Annotated in this window: 17 protein-coding genes; 14 read left to right on the top strand and 3 right to left on the bottom strand. The window is 67.9% G+C overall.

Going from position 1 to position 19,831, the window contains the following annotated elements; translation table 11 throughout:
- Positions 1–5: 5 nt before the first annotated feature.
- Genes C1707_RS18140 through C1707_RS18130 form a run of 3 tightly spaced genes read left to right on the top strand, consistent with a single transcriptional unit; the run spans position 6 to position 3,870 of the window.
- Entirely contained in the window at positions 6–869 is an 864-nt protein-coding gene (locus C1707_RS18140; protein WP_101713075.1) for a MaoC/PaaZ C-terminal domain-containing protein, read from the top strand.
- A complete protein-coding gene (locus C1707_RS18135; protein ID WP_101713074.1) occupies positions 863–2,149 on the top strand; it encodes an acetyl-CoA C-acetyltransferase in 1,287 nt (428 codons plus the stop codon). Before C1707_RS18140 ends, C1707_RS18135 begins: the two co-directional genes overlap by 7 nt.
- Complete coding sequence (locus C1707_RS18130; protein ID WP_101713073.1) at positions 2,146–3,870, top strand: AMP-binding protein; 1,725 nt, start codon at positions 2,146–2,148, stop codon at positions 3,868–3,870. The genes C1707_RS18135 and C1707_RS18130 overlap by 4 nt, the downstream gene beginning before the upstream one ends.
- On the opposite strand, the gene C1707_RS18125 is transcribed toward C1707_RS18130, so the two are convergent.
- Positions 3,863–4,753, bottom strand: a complete 891-nt coding sequence (locus C1707_RS18125) for a bile acid:sodium symporter family protein (RefSeq protein ID WP_101713072.1) — start codon at positions 4,751–4,753, stop codon at positions 3,863–3,865. The two genes, C1707_RS18130 and C1707_RS18125, sit on opposite strands and share 8 nt — an antisense overlap.
- A 4-nt stretch (positions 4,754–4,757) precedes the next feature.
- Positions 4,758–6,434 (bottom strand): FAD-binding dehydrogenase, encoded by a 1,677-nt coding sequence (locus C1707_RS18120; protein WP_101713071.1) that lies wholly within the window; start codon positions 6,432–6,434, stop codon positions 4,758–4,760.
- A gap of 272 nt (positions 6,435–6,706) precedes the next feature.
- Here C1707_RS18120 and C1707_RS18115 point away from each other — a divergent pair, with 272 nt between their 5' ends.
- The 4 genes from C1707_RS18115 to C1707_RS18100 all read left to right on the top strand — a co-directional run bounded on the left by C1707_RS18115 (position 6,707) and on the right by C1707_RS18100 (position 11,467).
- Positions 6,707–9,670 carry a TonB-dependent receptor gene (locus C1707_RS18115; protein WP_101713070.1) on the top strand — a complete coding sequence of 988 codons (2,964 nt, stop codon included), beginning with the start codon at positions 6,707–6,709 and terminating at the stop codon, positions 9,668–9,670.
- 204 nt (positions 9,671–9,874) lie between these two features.
- Positions 9,875–10,348, top strand: a complete 474-nt coding sequence (locus C1707_RS18110) for a protein activator of alkane oxidation PraB (protein ID WP_101713069.1) — start codon at positions 9,875–9,877, stop codon at positions 10,346–10,348.
- Positions 10,349–10,475: 127 nt separating this feature from the next.
- The gene (locus C1707_RS18105; RefSeq protein ID WP_101713068.1) at positions 10,476–10,916 is read left to right on the top strand and encodes a protein activator of alkane oxidation PraB; all 441 of its coding nucleotides are present in this window, start codon (positions 10,476–10,478) and stop codon (positions 10,914–10,916) included.
- A 98-nt stretch (positions 10,917–11,014) separates the two neighbouring features.
- Complete coding sequence (locus C1707_RS18100; protein ID WP_101713067.1) at positions 11,015–11,467, top strand: DUF2147 domain-containing protein; 453 nt, start codon at positions 11,015–11,017, stop codon at positions 11,465–11,467.
- A 27-nt stretch (positions 11,468–11,494) separates the two neighbouring features.
- Here C1707_RS18100 and C1707_RS18095 read toward each other — a convergent pair whose 3' ends face one another.
- A complete protein-coding gene (locus tag C1707_RS18095; protein ID WP_101713066.1) occupies positions 11,495–12,844 on the bottom strand; it encodes an MFS transporter in 1,350 nt (449 codons plus the stop codon).
- A gap of 242 nt (positions 12,845–13,086) precedes the next feature.
- Here C1707_RS18095 and cyoA point away from each other — a divergent pair, with 242 nt between their 5' ends.
- The 7 genes from cyoA to C1707_RS18060 are packed head-to-tail and all read left to right on the top strand — an operon-like array spanning position 13,087 to position 19,778.
- Complete coding sequence (gene cyoA / locus C1707_RS18090; protein ID WP_101713065.1) at positions 13,087–14,124, top strand: ubiquinol oxidase subunit II; 1,038 nt, start codon at positions 13,087–13,089, stop codon at positions 14,122–14,124.
- A 19-nt stretch (positions 14,125–14,143) separates the two neighbouring features.
- Positions 14,144–16,141 carry a cytochrome o ubiquinol oxidase subunit I gene (gene cyoB / locus C1707_RS18085; RefSeq protein WP_101713064.1) on the top strand — a complete coding sequence of 666 codons (1,998 nt, stop codon included), beginning with the start codon at positions 14,144–14,146 and terminating at the stop codon, positions 16,139–16,141.
- Positions 16,142–16,144: 3 nt separating this feature from the next.
- Positions 16,145–16,768, top strand: a complete 624-nt coding sequence (gene cyoC / locus C1707_RS18080; RefSeq protein WP_101713063.1) for a cytochrome o ubiquinol oxidase subunit III — start codon at positions 16,145–16,147, stop codon at positions 16,766–16,768.
- Positions 16,765–17,163 (top strand): cytochrome o ubiquinol oxidase subunit IV, encoded by a 399-nt coding sequence (cyoD, locus tag C1707_RS18075; protein WP_101713062.1) that lies wholly within the window; start codon positions 16,765–16,767, stop codon positions 17,161–17,163. Before cyoC ends, cyoD begins: the two co-directional genes overlap by 4 nt.
- On the top strand, positions 17,160–17,903 hold the full coding sequence (locus C1707_RS18070) for an SURF1 family protein (protein ID WP_101713061.1): 744 nt from the start codon (positions 17,160–17,162) through the stop codon (positions 17,901–17,903). The genes cyoD and C1707_RS18070 overlap by 4 nt, the downstream gene beginning before the upstream one ends.
- Positions 17,900–19,255 carry an ATP-binding protein gene (locus tag C1707_RS18065; RefSeq protein WP_101713060.1) on the top strand — a complete coding sequence of 452 codons (1,356 nt, stop codon included), beginning with the start codon at positions 17,900–17,902 and terminating at the stop codon, positions 19,253–19,255. The genes C1707_RS18070 and C1707_RS18065 overlap by 4 nt, the downstream gene beginning before the upstream one ends.
- Positions 19,245–19,778 carry a response regulator transcription factor gene (locus tag C1707_RS18060; RefSeq protein WP_101713059.1) on the top strand — a complete coding sequence of 178 codons (534 nt, stop codon included), beginning with the start codon at positions 19,245–19,247 and terminating at the stop codon, positions 19,776–19,778. The genes C1707_RS18065 and C1707_RS18060 overlap by 11 nt, the downstream gene beginning before the upstream one ends.
- Positions 19,779–19,831 lie beyond the last annotated feature (53 nt).

Below are 19,831 nucleotides of genomic sequence, written 5' to 3'. Positions count from 1 at the left end.
CCACCATGACCGACATGGCCGAGCCGGTCTCGACCCTGGCCCTCGCCGGCGGGGCCTTGCGAGGACTGCTGCGCCGGGGCGGCGAAGGGGCCTTTCCCGACGCGACGCTTGAGGCGGGCGCCTGGCTGCGGCGCGAGGCGATCGCCGCCTACGCCCAGGCCTGCGGCTTCGGGCCCGAGGCCGGGGTTCCGCTGACCTTCCCGCACATCCTGGCCTTTCCGCTACAGATGCGGCTGATGCTGGCCGGCGACTTTCCGTACCCGGTGATGGGGCTGGTGCACCTGTCCAACCGCATCCGCCAGCACGCGCCGCTGACGGCGGGCGAGCGGCTGGCGATCACCGTGCGGACGGGCCGCCTCCTGGCCCACGACAAGGGCCAGGCCTTCTCGCTGGAGACCACGGCCCGCCGCGACGGCCAGGTCGTGTGGGAAGGAACGAGCGTCTATCTGCGTCGCGGCCGGTCGGGGCGTGGCGATCCGGCCCCGACCGTCGAAGACGGGCCGGCGCGGACGCCGATCGAGACCTGGCCGCTGCCCGCCGATCTTGGCCGTCGCTACGCCAGGGTGTCGGGCGACGCCAACCCCATCCATACCTCGGCCTTGGGCGCCAGGCTGCTGGGCTTCAAGCGCGCCATCGCCCACGGCATGTGGGTCAAGGCTCGCGCCGTGGCCGCCTTGACCGACGGGCGGCCGGTCGGCTCAGCCGAGGTCGAGGTCGCCTTCCGCGCGCCGGTGTTCCTGCCCGGCGAGATCGCTCTGCTCGCCGGTCCGCAAGGCGGCGAGCGCCAATTCGAAATCAAGGACGCCCAGGGCGCGCGCACCCATCTGCGCGGCCGCCTGGGCCTCGAACCACGGGACCCCTCATGCTGACCCTGCCAGCGCCCCGACGCGTCGCCATCCTCGGCGGCAGCCGCATTCCGTTCGCGCGCTCCAACACCGCCTATGCCCTGGCTTCCAACCAGGAGATGCTGACCGCCGCCCTGCAGGGCCTGGCCGACCGGTTCTCGCTGCACGGCCTGCGCCTGGGCGAGGTGGCGGCCGGCGCGGTGCTCAAGCACTCGCGCGACATCGCCCTGACCCGCGAGGCCCTGCTGTCGACGACCATCGGCCACGACACTCCGACCTACGACGTCGCCCAGGCCTGCGGCACCGGTCTGGAAGCCGCCATACTGGTGGCCAACAAGATCGCGCTGGGCCAGATCGACGTCGGCGTGGCCGGCGGGGTCGACACCACCTCGGACGCGCCGATCGCCCTGAATGAGGGCTTCCGCAAGGCGCTGCTGGCGGCCAATCGCGAGAAGACCAACGGCGGCAGGATCAAGGCCCTGCTAGGCGCGGGGCTGACCGCGCCGTTCCGCCCCGAACCGCCGCGCAACGCCGAGCCGCGCACCGGCCTCTCCATGGGCGAAAGCTGCGAGGTGATGGCCAAGCGCTGGAATATCCCGCGCGCCGAGCAGGACGCCCTGGCCGTGCGCAGCCACCAGCGCATGGCCAAGGCCTATGCCGACGGCCTGTTCGACGACCTCGTCGTACCGTTCAAGGGCTTGAAGCGCGACAACAACCTGCGGCCCGACATCGACCCGGCCAAGATCGCCACGATGAAGCCGGTGTTCGACCGCGAGCACGGCACGCTGACCGCCGCCAACTCCACGCCGCTGACCGACGGCGCCTCGGTGGTGCTGCTGGCCAGCGAGGAGTGGGCCAGGGCGCGCGGCCTGCCGGTGCTGGCCTGGCTGCGAGCCGGCGAGACGGCGGCGGTGGACTTCGTCAAGGGCGACGAGGGTCTGCTGATGGCCCCGGCCTACGCCGTGCCCCGCATGCTGGGCAAGCTGGGCCTCAGCTTGCAGGACTTCGACTACTACGAGATCCACGAGGCCTTCTCCGCCCAGGTGCTGTGCACGCTGAAGGCGTGGGAGGACGACGACTACGCCCGCACGCGGCTGGGCCTCGACCGCGCGCCAGGCGCGATCGACCGCGAGAAGCTGAACGTGCATGGCAGTTCGCTGGCCGCGGGCCACCCGTTCGCCGCCACCGGCGGACGGATCCTGGCGCACCTGGCGACCATGCTGGACCGCAAGGGAAGCGGCCGGGGCCTGATCTCGATCTGCGCCGCCGGCGGTCAGGGCGTGGTGGCGGTGCTTGAGAAATGACCGGCGCCCAGACCCCCGCCGCCGACGCCGACCGCCTGTGGGCCGAGCGCTTCTGGACCCAGTCGTACCGCGCCGACGTGCCGGCCACGATCGACGACGAGCTGGCCCTGTGGCGTTCGGTGGGCGAACTGTTCGAGGCCGACGCGAGCCGCTACGCCGACCGTACCGGCTTCGTCAGCCTGGGCACGGGCGTCAGCTACGGCCGGGCGCTGGCCGAGGCCAAGGCCTTCGCCGCCTGGCTGCAGGCGGTCGGCGTGCGGCAGGGCGAGCGGGTCGCGCTGATGATGCCCAACTGCCTGCAGTACCCGGTGACCCTGTTCGGTACGCTGATGGCCGGCGCCGTGGTGGTCAACGTCAACCCGCTCTACACGCCGCGCGAGCTGCATCATCAGCTGGCCGACAGCGGTGCGGTGGCGATCGTGGCCATGGAGATGTTCGCCCATACGCTGGAGCAGGCCATCGAGGGCACCGCGATCCGCCATGTCGTGGTGACGGCCATGGGCGACATGATGGGCCCGGCCAAGGGCGCGGCCGTCAACGCCATGATGCGCCACGTCGAGAAGCTGGTTCCCAAGTGGCGCCTGCCCGGCGCCCTGCGCTGGCCGGCGATGATGCGCAAGGCGCGCCGCCAGAAGCTCGCCCCGGTGGATATCCGCCCCGAGGACCTGGCCTTCCTGCAGTACACCGGCGGCACGACGGGGGTGGCGAAGGGGGCCATGCTGACCCATCGCAACATCATCGCCAACGTGCTCCAGGGCCGGGCCTGGATCATGACCCAGATCCCGCAGGATCAGGCTGTCGGCAACGTCACGATGCTGCCACTCTATCACGTGTTCTCGCTGACGGCGAACCTGCTGATGTTCGTCGGCGTGGGCGGGCGCAACATCCTGATCGCCAACCCGCGCGACGCCAAACGGGTGGAGTGGGTACTGCGCAACGAGCGCTTCACCGGCCTGACGGGCCTCAACACGCTGTTCACCAGCCTGCTGAACAACGAGGCGTTCCGCAGCCGCGACTTCTCGGACCTGCGCCTGACCATCGCCGGCGGCATGGCCACCCAGCGCGCCGTCGCCGAGGAGTGGCAGGACGTCACCGGCGCGCCGGTGATCGAGGGCTACGGCCTGACCGAGTGCTCGCCGGTGGTCTGCATCGGCTATGTCGACATCGACAATCCGCAGACCATGGGCTTTGACGGCACCGTCGGCCTGCCGGTGCCCTCGACCGAGGTGCGGATGCGCCGCGACGACGGCTCCTGGTGCGGCGTCGACGAGCCGGGCGAGCTGTGCGTGCGTGGTCCGCAGGTGATGAAGGGCTATTGGGGCCATCCCGACGAGACGGCCAAGGTGCTTTCGGCCGACGGCTGGCTGGCCAGCGGCGACATCGGGGTAATGCAGGCCGACGGCCGCGTGAAGCTGCTGGACCGGCTGAAGGAGATGATCCTGGTCTCGGGCTTCAACGTCTATCCCAGCGAGATCGAGGACGTGGTCGCCGCCCACCCGCTGGTCGAGGAGGTCGCCGCGATCGGCGTGCCCGACCCGGTGCAGGGCGAGCGGATCAAGATCGTGGTGGTGCGCCGCTCGGCCGAGCTGACCTCCGAGGCCCTGGTCGCTCACTGCCGCGAGCGGCTGACGGCCTACAAGGTGCCCAGGATCGTCGAGTTCCGAGCCGAGCCGCTGCCGAAGACCCCGGTGGGCAAGGTTCTGCGGCGCGAGCTCAGGTGAGCGCAGCGGCCTCGCGCCGCGCCGTACGGCTCAGCACCCATCCGAACATCGCCGCCAGCGGGAACATCAGCACGCCGTAGACGGCGGCCGGCAGGCTCATCTCCGGCCGCTGCAGGACCGACTGGGCCACGACGATGGCCAGGGCGGCGTTGTGCAGCCCCACCTCGAAGGCGCTGGCGATCGCCTGGTCGCGGGCCACGCTGAAGAGACGCGGCACGACGAAGCCGACCGTCAGGCTGAGCAGGCAGAAGGCGACGGTGACGCCGGCCAGGGCCAGCACCTCGTCCTTCAAGGTCGCGATGTTGGCGGCGACGGCCGCGCCGATCAGCAGGGTGAGGAACGCCACCGACACCACCCGCACGGGTCGGTCCATGGCGTCGGCGAAGGCCGGGCGCAGGCGGCGCACCAGCATCCCCAGGGCCACCGGCCCCAGCACGACGAGAAACACCTCGACCGTCTTGGAAAACCGCAGGCCCACGCTCAGCTCGCCCGGCTGGAACCAGGCCACCGACAGGTTGACCACGATCGGCAGGGTGACGACGGCCAGGATCGAGTTGATCGCCGTCAGGCTGATGTTCAGGGCCACGTCGCCGCGGAAGAGGTGGCTGTAGAGATTGGCCGCCGTGCCGCCGGGCGAGGCCGCCAGCAGCATCAGGCCCACCGCCGTCTCGGGCGGCAGTCGAAACAGCAACGCCAGGCCAAGGCCCATCACCGGCAGCACCAGCAGCTGGCAGGCCAGGGCCACGACGGCGGCGCGCGGCCGCCGGCCGACCCGGGCGAAGTCGGCGGGCGTCAGGCTGAGACCCAGGCCGAACATGATCAGGCCCAGGGCGGCCGGCAGGGCCACCGTGGTCAGCGGCGAGGCGAGAGCGTCGGCGGCCATCGGCTCAGACGGCCTCGGCCAGGGCGCGGCCGGCGGCCAGCCCCGAGAAGATGCAGCCGCCCAGGAAGGTGCCTTCCAGGGCGTTGTAGCCGTGCAGCCCGCCGCCGCCGAAGCCCGAGGCCTCACCGGCCGCGTAGAGACCTTCCAGCACCTGGCCGTCCGGCGTCAGCACGCGGCCCGCCAGATCAGTCTGCAGGCCGCCCAGCGACTTGCGGGTCAGGACGTGCAGCTTGACCCCGATCAGCGGTCCGGCCGCCGGATCGAGGATCCGGTGCGGCTTGGCCGTCCGCGCGAGCCTGTCGCCGAGGGAGCGCCGGCTGTTGTGGATGCCCATCACCTGCAGGTCCTTGGCGAAGGGATTGTCCATCTGGGCGTCGCGGTCCTCGATCTGGCGGCGGATCAGGGCGGGATCAAGCAGCGGCCGGTCGGTCAGGGCGTTCATCTTGCCGACCAGTTCCTCGAGGTTGGCCGAGACCACGAAGTCGGCGCCGTTGCGCTTGAAGGCGTCGACCTCGGGCGGCGCGCCCTTGCCCAGACGCGACTTCAGCAGCGACAGGCGGCGGCGATTGGTGATGTCGCCGTTCTGCTCGGAACCGGAGAGGGCGAACTCCTTCTCCAGGATCTTCTGGCTGACGACGAACCAGGAGTGGTCGTGCCCGGCCAGGTCCGGCGTCGTGCGCAGATGGCGCAGCGTGGCGACGGTGTCGTAGCCGGGCAGGGCAGGGAAGGGCAGTCGCCGCCCCAGGGCGTCGAACCACATCGACGACGGGCCCGGCAGGATGCGGATCGCGTGCCGGGGCCAGATCGGGTTCCAGTTCCGCACGCCCTCGACGTAGTGCCACATGCGGTCGCGGTTCACGAGGCGAGCACCGGCGTCGGCGGCGATGTCGAGCATCCGCCCGTCCACATACTCCGGCACCCCGGTGATCATGTTCGTGGGCGGCGCGCCCAGGCGCTCGGGCCAGTAGCGGCGGACCAGCTCGTGATTGCCGCCGATGCCGCCGGTGGCCAGCACGACGGCGCCGGCCGTCAGGGTGAAGTCGCCGACGACCTGGCGGCTGGACGGCGCCCCGCGCGGCGCGTCGTCGGCCGCCAGCACGCTGCCCGACACGCCGGTCACGCGGCCGCCCTCGACGACCAGCGCGTCGACGCGACGGCGGTGATGGAAGGTCAGCCGTCCCCGGGCGGCGGCCTGGCGGGCCCGCTCGGCGAACGGCTCCGAAACGCCGGTGCCGGTGCCCCAGGCTACGTGGAAGCGGGGAACCGAATTGCCGTGTCCCAGGGCCTGGCCCGCGCCGCGCTCGGCCCAGCCGACCATGGGCGTCAGCGTGATCCCATGCCTGCGCAGCCAGTCGCGCTTGGCGCCGGCCGCGAACTCGACATAGGCCCGCCCCCAGCGGATCGCCCATTCGTCCTGCGGGAGGGGACCGTCCAGGCGGTCCCAGTCGGCGCTGCCCAGCCAGTCGCGCCAGGCCAGGTCGAGGCTGTCGCGAATGCCAAGGCGCCGCTGCTCGGGCGAATTGACCAGGAACAGCCCGCCGAACGACCAGAAGGCCTGGCCGCCCAGATTGGCGGCGTTCTCCTGGTCGACCAGCGCCACCCGCTTGCCGGCCTGGACCAGCTCGTTGGCTGCCACCAGCCCGGCCAGCCCGCCTCCGACGACGATGACGTCAGCGTCCATTCCTTGCCCTCCCGTGTTGCGCGGACATTGGCCGTTTTTACAGCGATGTAAATATTAATTCGACGTCACGGAGCGGCCCTAGGTAGCCGTACGGAGCTTACGTCAGGGAACTGAACATCGGTGTAAGTAATGTATTGACATGCTAGTGAATAGGTAGATCGTACAACCCAACCGTCGGCCGAGCCGCCAATGCCGTCGGAGATTGATTGGGGCGGGGGAAACGTTTTTTCGGCCTGGACGGAGAGCTGGGTCGAGGTAGGGGAGGATAGGGCATGGCTTCATCGGCCCGCGTTCGCGCGCGTCTGGCTGTAACCGCGTCGATTTTCGCGCTCGCCGCCGGGGCGGGCCAGGCTTTCGCGCAGGAAGTGACGCAGGTCGAGGACATCATCGTCACGGCCCAGAAGCGTTCGGAATCGATCCAGGACGTGCCGATCGCCGTGTCGGCGCTGTCGTCGGAAAGCCTGAACGAGCTGAAGATCGAGGGCGGTTCGGAACTGATGCGGGCGGTGCCCAACGTGTCGTTCTCGAAGGCCAACTTCAGCATGTACAACTTCTCGATCCGCGGGGTCGGGACCAAGGCGATCTCGGCCAGCAGCGACCCCGCCGTGGCTGTCAGCTTCAACTCCACGCCGCTGATCCGCAACCGCCTGTTCGAGCAGGAGTACCTGGACGTACAGCGCGTGGAGGTGCTGCGCGGGCCGCAGGGCACGCTCTATGGCCGCAACGCCACCGGCGGCGTCGTCAACATGATCCCGAACCTGCCGGGCCGGGATTTCGAGGGCTTCGTCAAGGGCGAGGTCGGCAACTACGACAGCCGTCGCATGCAGGCCGTGATCAACGTGCCCGTCGGCGAGACCTTCGCCCTGCGCCTGGCCGGCTCGGCCACCCAGCGCGACGGCTTCGACTACAACACCTTCAACGAGACCAAGGTCAACAACCGCGACCTGTGGTCGACGCGCCTGTCGGCGGCTTGGGAGCCGACCAGCCGCTTCCGCACCAATTTCATCTGGGAGCACTTCGAGGAGGACGACCAGCGCTCGCGCACCGGCAAGCAGCTGTGCACCAACGATCCTGGCCCCACCAAGATCGGCAACGTGAACATCACCTCGCAACTGGTCCGCAATCGCCTTAGCCAGGGCTGCCTGCCCGGGTCGCTCTATGACGATGCCGCCTACGGCGTGCCCAACGGCGGGGCCTTCGCCCACGTCTTCCTGGCGTCGCTGTCCTACGGCCGCAACGCCGCGGGCCAGACGGTGAACGCCGTGCCGCTGGGCACCGACCCCTATGCGGGCCTGACCCAGTCGCGGGACCTGCGCGAGATCGCCACCAGCTACGATCCGATCTTCCGGGTGAAGAACGACGTCTTCCAGTTCAACATGGAATTCGACCTGAACGACAACCTGAAGCTCATCTCGCAGACGGCCTACGCCAAGGACGACTATTACTCGTCGCAGGACTACAACCGCTTCGTCTCGAACCCGATCTTCAGCAACTCGGACGGCCTGTTCAACGCCCTGAACCAGCCGATCATCAATCCGAACACACCCACGCCCGGCGGCTACTACACCGATCCGCAGCTGGGCCGTTCCAACCGGATGGTCTCGGCCGACCTGTCGCGCTCCGACAACCGTCAGTGGACGCAGGAGCTTCGCCTGCAGTCGAGCTACGAGGGTCGGTTCAACTTCAGCCTCGGCGGCAACTACATCGACTTCAAGTCGAACGACGACTACTTCGTCTTCAACAACCTGTTCACGTTCCTGGCCGAGTACTACTACAACGACCTGACCGTGCCGGGCGTGACGAACATGGGGCGGCGTACTCAGCTCTGCACGCCCCAGACCACCAAGGAATGCATCTACGTCGACCCCACGCCGCTGGATCAGCTGGCGGGCGACGGCCACAACTACTTCCGCAGCAAGAACGTGATCCACACCCGCTCGTGGGGCGTGTTCGGCGAGGCCTATTACGACCTTTCGCCCACCTGGCGCGTGACCGCGGGCCTGCGCTACACCGACGACCGCAAGGTCAGCACGCCCTATCCGAGCCAGCTGCTGCTGGGCGCCGACCGGGGCAATCCGGGTCCGTCGTCGGGCGGCTATGTCAGCCGGGGCTATCCGGCGCTGCCGGACATCGACCAGCAGTGGGACGCCCTCACGGGCCGCCTGGTGGTCGACTGGAAGCCGACCGTCAGCTTCACCGACGAGACGATGGTCTACGCCTCGTTCTCGCGCGGCTACAAGGGCGGCGGCGCCAACCCGCCGAGGGTCGACATCAACCCGGCGGTCATCCAGTACCAGCCGCTGGCCGAGACCTTCGCGCCCGAATACGTCAACGCCTTCGAGATCGGGGCCAAGAACACCCTGGCGGGCGGCAAGCTGCGCCTGAACGCCACCGGGTTCTACTACGACTACACCGACTACCAGGTCTCGCAGATCGTCGACCGCATCTCGCTGAACGAGAACTTCGACTCCCGCACCTGGGGCCTGGAGTTCGAGGCGGTGTTCAAGCCGACCCGCGAGTTCCGCGTCGACGCCAATCTCGGCTATCTCAACACCAAGATCGGCAAGGGCGAGAAGTCCATCGACGTGATGGACCGCACCCAGGGCAACGCGGAGTGGACCGTTCTGCGGCCCTGGCTGCAGGTGCCGTCGAACTGTATCGCGCCGACGCGCTACGTGGAGAGGATCCTCGCCGCCGGCAAGCCTCAGGAACAGACGATGCTGGGCCTGCAGGCGCTCTGCGGCGGCTCGCTGCGGACAGGCTCGTTCAATCCGCAGTTCCCCTCGCAGCTGCCGCTGTACCTGCCCCAGTTCTTCGGGTTCACCTACAACCCGCTGACCGAGGCGCCCAACGGCGGGCGCGGTTTCGAGGCCGACCTGAGCGGCAACGAGCTGCCAAACGCCCCGAACTGGACCGCCAACATCGGCGCCCAATACACCTTCCACAAGGACGACTGGGCGCTGACCCTGCGCGGCGACTACTACTATCAGGGCTCCAGCTACGCCCGCGTCTACAACACCACCTACGACCGCCTGAAGTCGTGGGACAACTTCAACATCTCGGCGACGCTCGAACGCCCGGCCGACGGCCTCGTCATCCAGGCCTACGTCAAGAACCTGTTCGACAAGACGCCGATTACCGACTCCTTCACCAACAGCGACGACACGGGCCTGACCGCCAACGTCTTCACGCTCGATCCGCGCCTCGTCGCGGTCAGCGTTTCCAAGCGCTTCTAGCGCGCCCTCGGTGACTCGCCGCCTCGGGAAACCGGGGCGGCGACCTTTTCGACGCTGCCGGGAGGCGGCGCCGATCGCTGTCGTTTATGCGCGTTAAGTGTCTGAATTTTATGCATTTTTCTGTTTGACTCCTTACACGATTGATAGTTGCATGTGGCTCGACCTCGATGAGGGGTTGAAGAAAAAAACGTAGGAGGAGACGTCATGTTGAAGAGCACTTCCGTTCTCGCCGCCGCCATCCTGGCCGCCGCCGGTCTCGCCGCCGCTGGCTCCGCCTCGGCCGCCACGATCACCCCGGCCGGCACGGGCTTCACCCTCAGCGGCGACCTGACCATGAGCCAGTCGACCACCGTCGAATGCGCCGTGACCCTGACCGGCACGACCGCTTCGGACGGCTCCAGCGCCTCGATCACCGGCGGTTCGTTCGCCGCTGGCGACTGGCAGTGCGGCTGGCTGGTCACCCCCAGCAGCTTCCCCTGGAGCGTCACGCTCAACGGCGGTTCGTCGATCACCATCAGCGGCATCGGCGCCAACTCGATCCTGGGCAACTGCGCGGGCTCGATCACCACCAACTGGAGCGGCGGCGTGACCTTCTCGGGCGCCACCATCCCGGGCTCGCCGGGCACCTGCTCGATCACCGGCACCCTGACCAGCAGCCCCTCGCTGACGGTCTCGTAAGAGCCGCGGGACTGGATCCAATCCTTTCCCCTCGTCTCGCCGGGGGCCTTCGGGCCCCCGGCGTTTCTTTTTCCGGAACAGGCCGCTTTCGGCCATCGGCTGTGGCGGCCTTCCTTGGAGGCTCATCATGCTGAAACATGGCCTGGCGTTAACCGTACTGGCCCTTGCCGGCGTCGCCGCCGTCCCCGACCGCGCCGACGCCCAGGTGGTGGTCACCGGCACGCTGCACATGCGCCAGACGACCGACGTCGCCTGCAGCGTCACGCTCTACGCGATCGTCGCGCCCAGCGGGGCCACGGCGGTGGTCACCGGCGGCTCGTTCTCCGCCGGTAACTGGCAGTGCGGATGGCTGGTGACGCCATCCGGCTTTCCTTGGAACGCCACCATCACGGGTCCGGGGACCATCAACGTCTCCGGCGTGTCAGCGACCACGATCCTCGGATCCTGCTCGGGCAGCTTCACCTCGAACGGCCTGACCTCGTCCTCGCTGGTGATCCCGTCGACCGCTCCGGCCACGCTGCCCGGCACGCCCAACGCCTGCACCTTCTGGGGCACGCTGAACTTCTGACACGCTCGCCCGACTTGACGCGGCCCTGGCGGCGGCGGACCTTCCGGCCCACCACATGGCGACCGTCGTCGCCAGGGTCGCTGTCGGGGAGGCGGGTGATGTCGTTTTCAGAGCGAAGAGGGGCAGGGGCGTGGCCTCGCGTTTGCGCCGGACTGGCCCTGGCGGCGGCGACGGTCGTTCCCGGCCTGGCCGGGGCCCAGGCGCCGCCCGCCACGGACGGCATCTACGGCGTCTGGCGCAATCCCAAGGACAGCGTCCACGTCGAGATCAAGCCGTGCGGACCGGAGGTCTGCGGCTACGTGGTCTGGGCCAACGACGAGGCGCGCACCGACGCTCGCAAGGGGTCGGGCGGGGAACTGCTGGGACGTCAGCTGCTGAGGGACTTCACGCCCGGCGACAAGGGCGAGTGGCGCGGCAAGGTCTTCGCGCCGGACGTCAACATGACGTTCTCGGGCCGGGTGCTTGTGCTGGACGCCGGCAAGCTGCGGGCCAAGGGCTGCGTGCTGGGCAACTTCCTCTGCAAGACCCAGGTCTGGACCCGCGTCGCCTGACGGCGACGCGGGCAGGCCGTTTTCGTATCAGGCGCCGGTCTTGGCCTTGGCGTGGATGCGGCGACGGCGATCTAGGCTGAGCGCGATCAGGGTCGCCACCGCGCCCGAGGCCAGGTAGAGGCCGATGGCCGGCAGCCCCCAGAAGCTGGCCAGCGCCAGGGCGGCCAGCGGCGCGAAGCCCGCGCCGACCAGCCAGGACAGGTCGGACACCACGGCCGAGCCGGTGTAGCGGTACTTGCGCAGGAAGCCTGAGCTGACCGCGCCCGAGGCCTGGCCGAACGACAGGCCCAGGATCGCGAAGCCGGCGACGACGTAGACCGTCTGGCCGACGCTGCCCGCATCGAGCAGCCAGGGCGCGGCCAGGCTGAACACGCCGATCAGCACGGCCGACAGGGCCAGCTGGTTCTGGCGGCTGATGCGGTCGGCGATCCAGCCCGAGGCCATGATCCCAACCACGCCGACCAGGGCGCCGGCCAGTTCGATGCGCAGGAAGTTCAGCGCCTCGCCGCCGTCGTCGTGCAGGCTGACCCACGACAGCGGGAAGACGGTGACGAGGTGGAACATGGCGAAGGTGGCCAGCGGCGCGAAGGCGCCGATCAGCACGTTGCCGCCCTGGGCCTTCAGCAGGCTGGTGATCGGCACGGGGCTGAGCTGGCCCTTCTCGAACAGCTTGCCGAACTCCTCGGTGGCGACGATGCGTAGGCGGGCGAACAGGGCCACGACGTTGATGGCGAAGGCCGCGAAGAACGGATAGCGCCAGCCCCAGTCGAGGAAGTCGGCCGAGCCCAGGCTGGCGACGAAGTAGGCGAAGAGGCCGCTGGCCAGCATGAAGCCGAACGGCGCGCCCAGCTGCGGGATCATGGCGTACCAGCCGCGCTTCTTCTCGGGCGCGTTCAGCGCCAGCAGCGAGGCCATGCCGTCCCAGGCGCCGGCCAGCGCCAGGCCCTGGCCGATGCGGAAGGCCGCCAGCGCCCAGATCGAGAGCACGCCCGCCGTGGCGTAGCCCGGCAGGAAGCTGATGGCCGCGGTCGATCCGCCCAGCAGGAAGAGGGCGATGGTCAGCTTCACGCCGCGACCGTAGTTGCGGTCGATGGCCCCGAAGATCGCCGAGCCAATCGGGCGCGCCACGAAGGCCAGCGAGAAGATGGCGAACGAGCACAGCACGCCCGTGAGCCGGTCGACGAACGGGAAGAAGAGCTGCGGGAACACCAGCACCGAAGCGATGGCGTAGACGAAAAAGTCGAAGAATTCCGAGGTCCGCCCGATGATCACGCCGATGGCGATCTCGCTGGGGCGCACCCCCTTGTGATCGGCATGCAATCGCCGTGCGTCACGCTCTAGGCCCGATGACGTCGGAATTGCGAAATCCTGGTTCATGCAGCTACGCGCCTTGTTCCTGTTGTTTTCGTCCCAAACTCTTTTCAAGCCGCCTTTTCGACGGTCTTGAGTCCGAGCATGGGACCAACTGCCCCTTTCTGGCAAACGTCTTGAGGCCTCTTCGGCTCCGCTCGGAGAACACGGCTTCGTGTGCTAAGGCTGCCCCTAGGACAAATGGTCCAATGTCACGCACTGGCGGACTGGCTTAACGGCGCCGCCAACGTCCGTAGTCCAGGTCCCTCATGACACCGAGTTCCTTGAAGAAGCTCGCCCTGTTGCCCGTGCTGCTCCTGCTGAGCGGCTGCGACTGGGTGGTGATGAATCCGTCGGGTGATATCGCCGCGCAGCAGCGCGACCTGATCATCCTGTCGACCGTGCTGATGCTGATCATCATCGTGCCGGTCATCATCCTCACCCTGTTCTTCGCCTGGAAGTACCGGCAGTCGAACAAGGCGGCCAAGTACGATCCGGACTGGCACCACTCGACCAAGCTCGAGATCGTGATCTGGGCCGCCCCGCTGGTGATCATCATGATCCTGGGCGCGGTGACCTGGACCAGCACCCACCTGCTGGACCCGTACCGCCCGCTGGACCGGATCGCGCCGGGCCGCAGCGCCGAAGGCGTCAAGCCGCTGAAGGTGCAGGTCGTCGCGCTCGACTGGAAGTGGATGTTCATCTACCCCGAACTGGGCATCGCCACGGTCAACGAACTGGCCGCGCCGGTCGACACCCCGATCGACTTCGACCTGACCGCGTCGTCGGTGATGAACTCGTTCTACGTCCCGGCCCTGGCCGGCCAGATCTACGCTATGCCCGGCATGCGCACGAAGCTTCACGCCGTGATCAACAAGCCCGGCGTCTACGACGGCTTCTCGGCCAACTACAGCGGCGAGGGCTTCTCGCACATGCGCTTCAAGTTCCACGGCATGAGCCGCGCGGACTTCGACAAGTGGGCGACCGACGTGCGCAAGGGCGCCGACCGTCTCGACGGCCCGCGCTACCTGGTGCTCGAGAAGCCGAGCGAGAAGGTTCCGCCCCAGCGCTTCGCCTCGGTCGAGGCCGGCCTGTTCGACAAGGCCGTCAACCGCTGCGTCGAGCCGGGCAAGATGTGCCAGCACGACATGATGGCCATCGACAAGTCGGGCGGCCTGGGCATGGCCGGCGTCTACAACGTCACCACGCTCGAATACGACAAGCGGACCCGGCGCGGGGAGGGCGGCATCCGCTCGTTCATCGCCGCGCTCTGCGCCCCCAAGTCCGCGCCCGCCGAAGCGCGCTGATCAAGCCTAGAGATCATTCATGTCCCCGGACCTCGTAAAAACGATCTTCGGCCGTCTCACATGGGACGCCATTCCCCTTCACGAACCCATCCTGCTCGGCACCTTCTCGGTCGTCGCGCTGGGCGGGATCACGATGCTGGCGCTGCTGACCTACTTCAAGGTCTGGGGCTACCTGTGGCGTGAGTGGCTGACCAGCGTCGACCACAAGAAGATCGGGGTGATGTACATCATCCTGGCCATCGTGATGCTTCTGCGCGGCTTCGCCGACGCCCTGATGATGCGGGCCCAGCAGGCCATCGCCTTCGGCGACGCCGCCGGCTACCTGCCGCCGCACCACTACGACCAGGTCTTCACCGCCCACGGCGTGATCATGATCTTCTTCGTGGCGATGCCGCTGATCACCGGCCTGATGAACCTCGTCGTGCCGCTGCAGATCGGCGCCCGCGACGTGGCCTTCCCGTTCCTGAACAACTTCAGCTTCTGGATGACGGTTGGCGGCGCGGTGACGGTGATGCTGTCGCTGTTCGTCGGCGAGTTCGCCCGCACCGGCTGGCTGGCCTATCCGCCGCTGTCGGGATTGGCGTACAGTCCAGACGTAGGGGTCGACTACTACATCTGGTCACTGCAGATCGCGGGCGTCGGCACCACGCTGTCGGGCATCAACCTGATCGTCACGATCGTGAAGATGCGCGCCCCGGGCATGAGCCTGATGAAGATGCCGGTGTTCACCTGGACCTCGCTGTGCAGCAACGTCCTGATCGTCGCCAGCTTCCCGATCCTGACCGCCGTCCTGGCCCTGCTGTCCTCCGACCGCTACCTTGGCACCAACTTCTTCACGAACGACTTCGGCGGCAACCCGATGATGTACGTGAACCTCATCTGGATCTGGGGTCACCCCGAGGTCTACATCCTGGTGCTGCCGGCCTTCGGCGTGTTCTCGGAAGTCGTCTCCACCTTCTCCAGCAAGCGCCTGTTCGGCTACAGCTCGATGGTCTACGCGACCGTCGTCATCACCATCCTGTCGTACCTGGTGTGGCTGCACCACTTCTTCACCATGGGCTCGGGCGCCAGCGTGAACTCGTTCTTCGGGATCACGACGATGATCATCTCGATCCCGACAGGGGCGAAGATCTTCAACTGGCTGTTCACGATGTACCGCGGCCGCATCCGCTTCGAAGTGCCGATGCTGTGGACCGTGGGCTTCATGGTCACCTTCGTGATCGGCGGCATGACCGGCGTCCTGCTGGCCGTCCCGCCCGCCGACTTCGTCCTGCACAACTCGCTGTTCCTGATCGCCCACTTCCACAACGTCATCATCGGCGGCGTGGTGTTCGGCATGTTCGCCGGCATCGTGTACTGGTTCCCGAAAGCCTTCGGCTTCAAGCTGGATCCGTTCTGGGGCAAGATGTCGTTCTGGTTCTGGCAGATCGGCTTCTTCTTCGCCTTCATGCCGCTCTACGTGCTGGGCCTGATGGGGGTGACGCGTCGCGTCAGCCACTTCGAGGATCACAGCCTGCAGATCTGGTTCGTGATCTCGGCCTTCGGCGCCGTGCTGATCCTGATCGGCATCATCTCGTTCATCATGCAGATGGTCGTCGGCTTCATGAAGCGCGAGCAGTACGCCGACAAGACGGGCGACCCCTGGGGCGGCCGTACGCTGGAGTGGTCGACCTCGTCGCCGCCGCCGGCCTACAACTTCGCGTTCACGCCGGTCATACACGAGATCGACGCCTGGCATGACATGAAGCAGCGCGGCTACGTGCGTCCGACGACCGGGTTCATCCCGATCCACATGCCGAAGAACACCGGCGCGGGCGTCGTCCTGGCCGGGATCTCGGTGGTCGTCGGCTTCGCGATGATCTGGCAGATCTGGTGGCTGGCGGTGATCTCGTTCGTGGCCCTCGTGGCCTCGGCGATCATCCACACCTTCAACTTCAAGCGTGACTACTACATTCCGGCCGAGGAGGTCGTCCGCATCGAGGACGCCCGCACCGAAGCCCTGCGGAGCCTCGCGTAACCCATGGCCCACGCCCAAGCCCTGAACGAAGCGGACAAGGACCGCTTCTACCTCACCGAGGACCACCATCCGGAGAACGGGACCCTGCTGGGGTTCTGGATCTACCTGATGAGCGACTGCCTGATCTTCGCGGTCCTCTTCGCCTGCTACGCCGTGCTCGGCCGCAACTACGCGGCCGGCCCCTCGGGGGCGGATCTGTTCGATCTGCCCATCGTGGCGGTCAACACCGCGCTGCTGCTGTTCTCGTCGATCACCTACGGCTTCGCCATGATCTCGGCCCAGGCCAAGAAGGTGAAGCCGACCCTGGCCTGGCTGGCGGTCACGGGGCTTCTCGGCCTCGGCTTCCTGTCGCTGGAACTGTACGAGTTCAACCACCTCATCCATGAGGGCGCCGGTCCGCAGCGCAGCGCCTTCCTGTCGTCGTTCTTCGTGCTCGTCGGCACCCACGGGCTGCACGTGACCTTCGGCACCATCTGGCTCGTCACGCTCATGGTCCAGGTCGCCAAGCGCGGCCTGGGCGTCGAGATGAAGCGTCGCCTGATGTGCCTGTCGATGTTCTGGCACTTCCTCGACGTCATCTGGATCGGCGTCTTCTCGTTCGTCTACCTGCTCGGAGTCCTGAAATGAGCGCGGCCAGCCACGACGCGCACCACGCGCATGACGACCATGGGCACGGCCACGAAGATGGCGGCGCCCACGGCACGCTGAAGGACTACGTGATCGGCTTCGTGCTGGCGGTGATCCTCACCGCCATCCCGTTCTGGCTGGTCATGGCCGACGTGCTGCCGACCCACCAGATGACCGCCGTGGCGGTCATGGGCCTGGCCGCGATCCAGGTCATCGTCCACATGATCTACTTCCTTCACATGAACTCGCGTTCGGAAGGCGGCTGGACCATGCTGGCCCTGGTGTTCACCCTCATCGTGGTGGTCATCACCCTGGCCGGTTCGCTGTGGGTGATGCACAACCTCGACACCCACATGATGGCGCCGATGCCGCACGACATGCGGGAAGTTCCGTGACGAAGTCCGGCGGCCGAGCCGCCCGGACGATCGCCCTGGTCGGGCTCTGCCTGGCCTTCACGGCGATCTTCCTGGCGCTCGGCGGCTGGCAGGTCCAGCGCAGGGCCCAGAAGCTCGACCTGATCGCCCGGGTCGAGCAGCGCATCCACGCAGAACCCGCCCCGCCGCCTGGTCCAGGCCGCTGGGCGGGGATCTCGCAGGCCAGCGACGGCTATCGCCGGCTGCGCCTGACGGGACGCTTCCTCCACGACCGCGAGACCCTGGTCCAGGCCGTGACGACCGAAGGCCCCGGTTTCTGGGTCATGACCCCCTTCAGCACCGACCAGGGCTTCACCGTCCTCGTCAACCGCGGCTTCGTCTCGGCCGAGCGCCGCGCGCCCGGCGCGCGCCTGGCCGCCCAGGCCGAGGGCCCGGTCTCCGTGGTCGGCCTGCTGCGCCTGACCGAGCCGCGCGGCGGCTTCCTGCGAACCAACGCCCCGGCCGAGAACCGCTGGTACTCGCGCGACGTCGCCGCCATCGGGCAGGCGAGGGGGCTTTCGAACCTGGCGCCCTATTTCGTCGACGCCGACGCTGCGGCCAATCCCGGCGGCTGGCCGATCGGCGGCCTCACGGTCGTGAAGTTCCCCAACAGCCACCTGGTCTACATGCTGACCTGGTTCGGCCTGGCGCTGCTGGCCGGCGGGGCGGCGGTCTATGTTCTGCTCGACGCGCGCGGGAACCGGGTTAAAGAGACCCCATGACGCCGACCGCCCGCATCCTGATCGCCGGCATGTCGGGCTGGCTTTCGGGAGCGCGGGCCGCCGACAACGCGACCGGCCCCGCCGACGCTATCGCCCGCCAGAACATGCTGCAGCTGATCCACCTGCGCTGGATCGCCGTGGTCGGCCAGGTGGTCACGATCCTGGCGGTGCATTTCAGCCTGGGCTTCCACCTGCCGCTGGCGGCGATGATGCTGGTGCTGGCGGCGCTGGTGGTGCTGAACCTGTTCAACCTGCTGCGCCTGAAGAGCGCCAGACCGATCGGCCCCTACGACCTGTTCCTGGCGCTGGCGCTCGATTCCCTGGCCCTGACGGCCCAGCTCTATTTCAGCGGCGGGGCGACCAATCCGTTCACGACCCTCTATCTGCTGCACGTAATCCTGGGCGTGGTGCTGCTCGAGGTCTGGGCGACCTGGGCGATCGTGTTCCTGACCAGCTTCTGCTTCCTGCTGCTGGTGGCCGCCAACCGTCCGGTGATCGCCACGGGGCTGAGCGACCAGGCGTTCTTCGGCCTGTTCATCATGGGCATGATGATGGGCGTGGTGCTGGACGCCGTGCTGCTGGTGACCTTCGTCTCGCGCATCAACAGCAACCTGCGCCGCCACGACGCCCACCTGGCCGAGCTGCGCCAGCGGGCGGCGGAAGAGACCCACATCGTGCGCATGGGCCTGCTGGCCTCCGGCGCCGCGCACGAACTGGGCACGCCGCTGGCCACGCTGGACGTGATCCTGGGCGACTGGCGACGCATGAAGGTGTTCGCCAAGCATCCGGAGCTGGCCCAGGAGCTCGAGGACATGCGCGGCGAGGTCAAGCGCTGCAAGGACATCGTCACCGGCGTGCTGCTGTCGGCCGGCGAGGCCCGCAGCAACGAGGTGCGCGCCAGCACCCTGCGCGCCTTCCTCGACGAGGTGGTCGACGAGTGGCGGGCCACCCGCGACGGCGAGGCGCTGACCTATGCGCCCGACCTGTCGGGCGTCGTCCCGATCGTCGCGGAGTCCACCCTCAAGCAGGTGATCCACAACGTCCTGGACAACGCGCGCGACGCCTCGCCCCACGCGGTGCGGATGAGCGCCCACGTCGCCGACGGCTGGATCGTCGTCACGGTCGAGGACCAGGGACCCGGCTTCACCGCCGAGACCCTGGAGAACCTCGGCACGCCCTACAATTCGACCAAGGGCAGGGCGGGGGGAGGCCTTGGCCTCTTCCTGGTGGTCAACGTGCTGCGCAAGCTGGGCGGCGAGGTCGCCGCGGCCAACCGTCCCGAGGGCGGCGCGCGCGTGGTCCTGAGCCTGCCCTTAGCGTCGCTACAGATCGGGAGGCGTCATGCCCGTTGAGCGCAAGCTGATCATCGTCGAGGACGACGAGAAGTTCGCCGCCACGCTCAAGAAGTCGTTCGAGCGGCGGGGTTACCAGGTCGTGCACGTCCACGGTCTGGACGAGGCGCTGGCGGCGCTGGAAACCTTCACGCCGCGCTATGCCGTGGTCGACCTGAAGCTGGCCGGCGAGTCGGGCCTGACCTGCGTTCAGGCGCTGATCGCCCGCGACCCGGAAATGTTGATCGTGGTGCTGACCGGCTTCGCCAGCATCGCCACGGCGGTTGAGGCGATCAAGCTGGGCGCCTGCCACTACCTGGCCAAGCCGTCGAACACCGACGACATCGAGGCCGCCTTCGACAAGCGCGAGGGCGACGCCGGGGCGGTCATCGGCGAGCGCGCCACCTCGATCAAGAACCTGGAATGGGAGCGGATCCACCAGACCCTGGTCGAGACCGACTTCAACATCTCCGAGACCGCGCGGCGCCTCGGCATGCATCGCCGCACCCTGGCCCGGAAGCTGGAGAAGCGCAGGATCAGCTGAGGCGCGCGCCACGGCAGCGCTTTTATTTACAAAAAAGTACATAACAGGCCTTG

Origin of the sequence: Caulobacter flavus, from assembly GCF_003722335.1 — a bacterium.
In the GTDB taxonomy this organism is placed as follows: Bacteria; Pseudomonadota; Alphaproteobacteria; order Caulobacterales; family Caulobacteraceae; genus Caulobacter; species Caulobacter flavus.
This window is presented reverse-complemented; position numbering and strand designations above follow the sequence as displayed.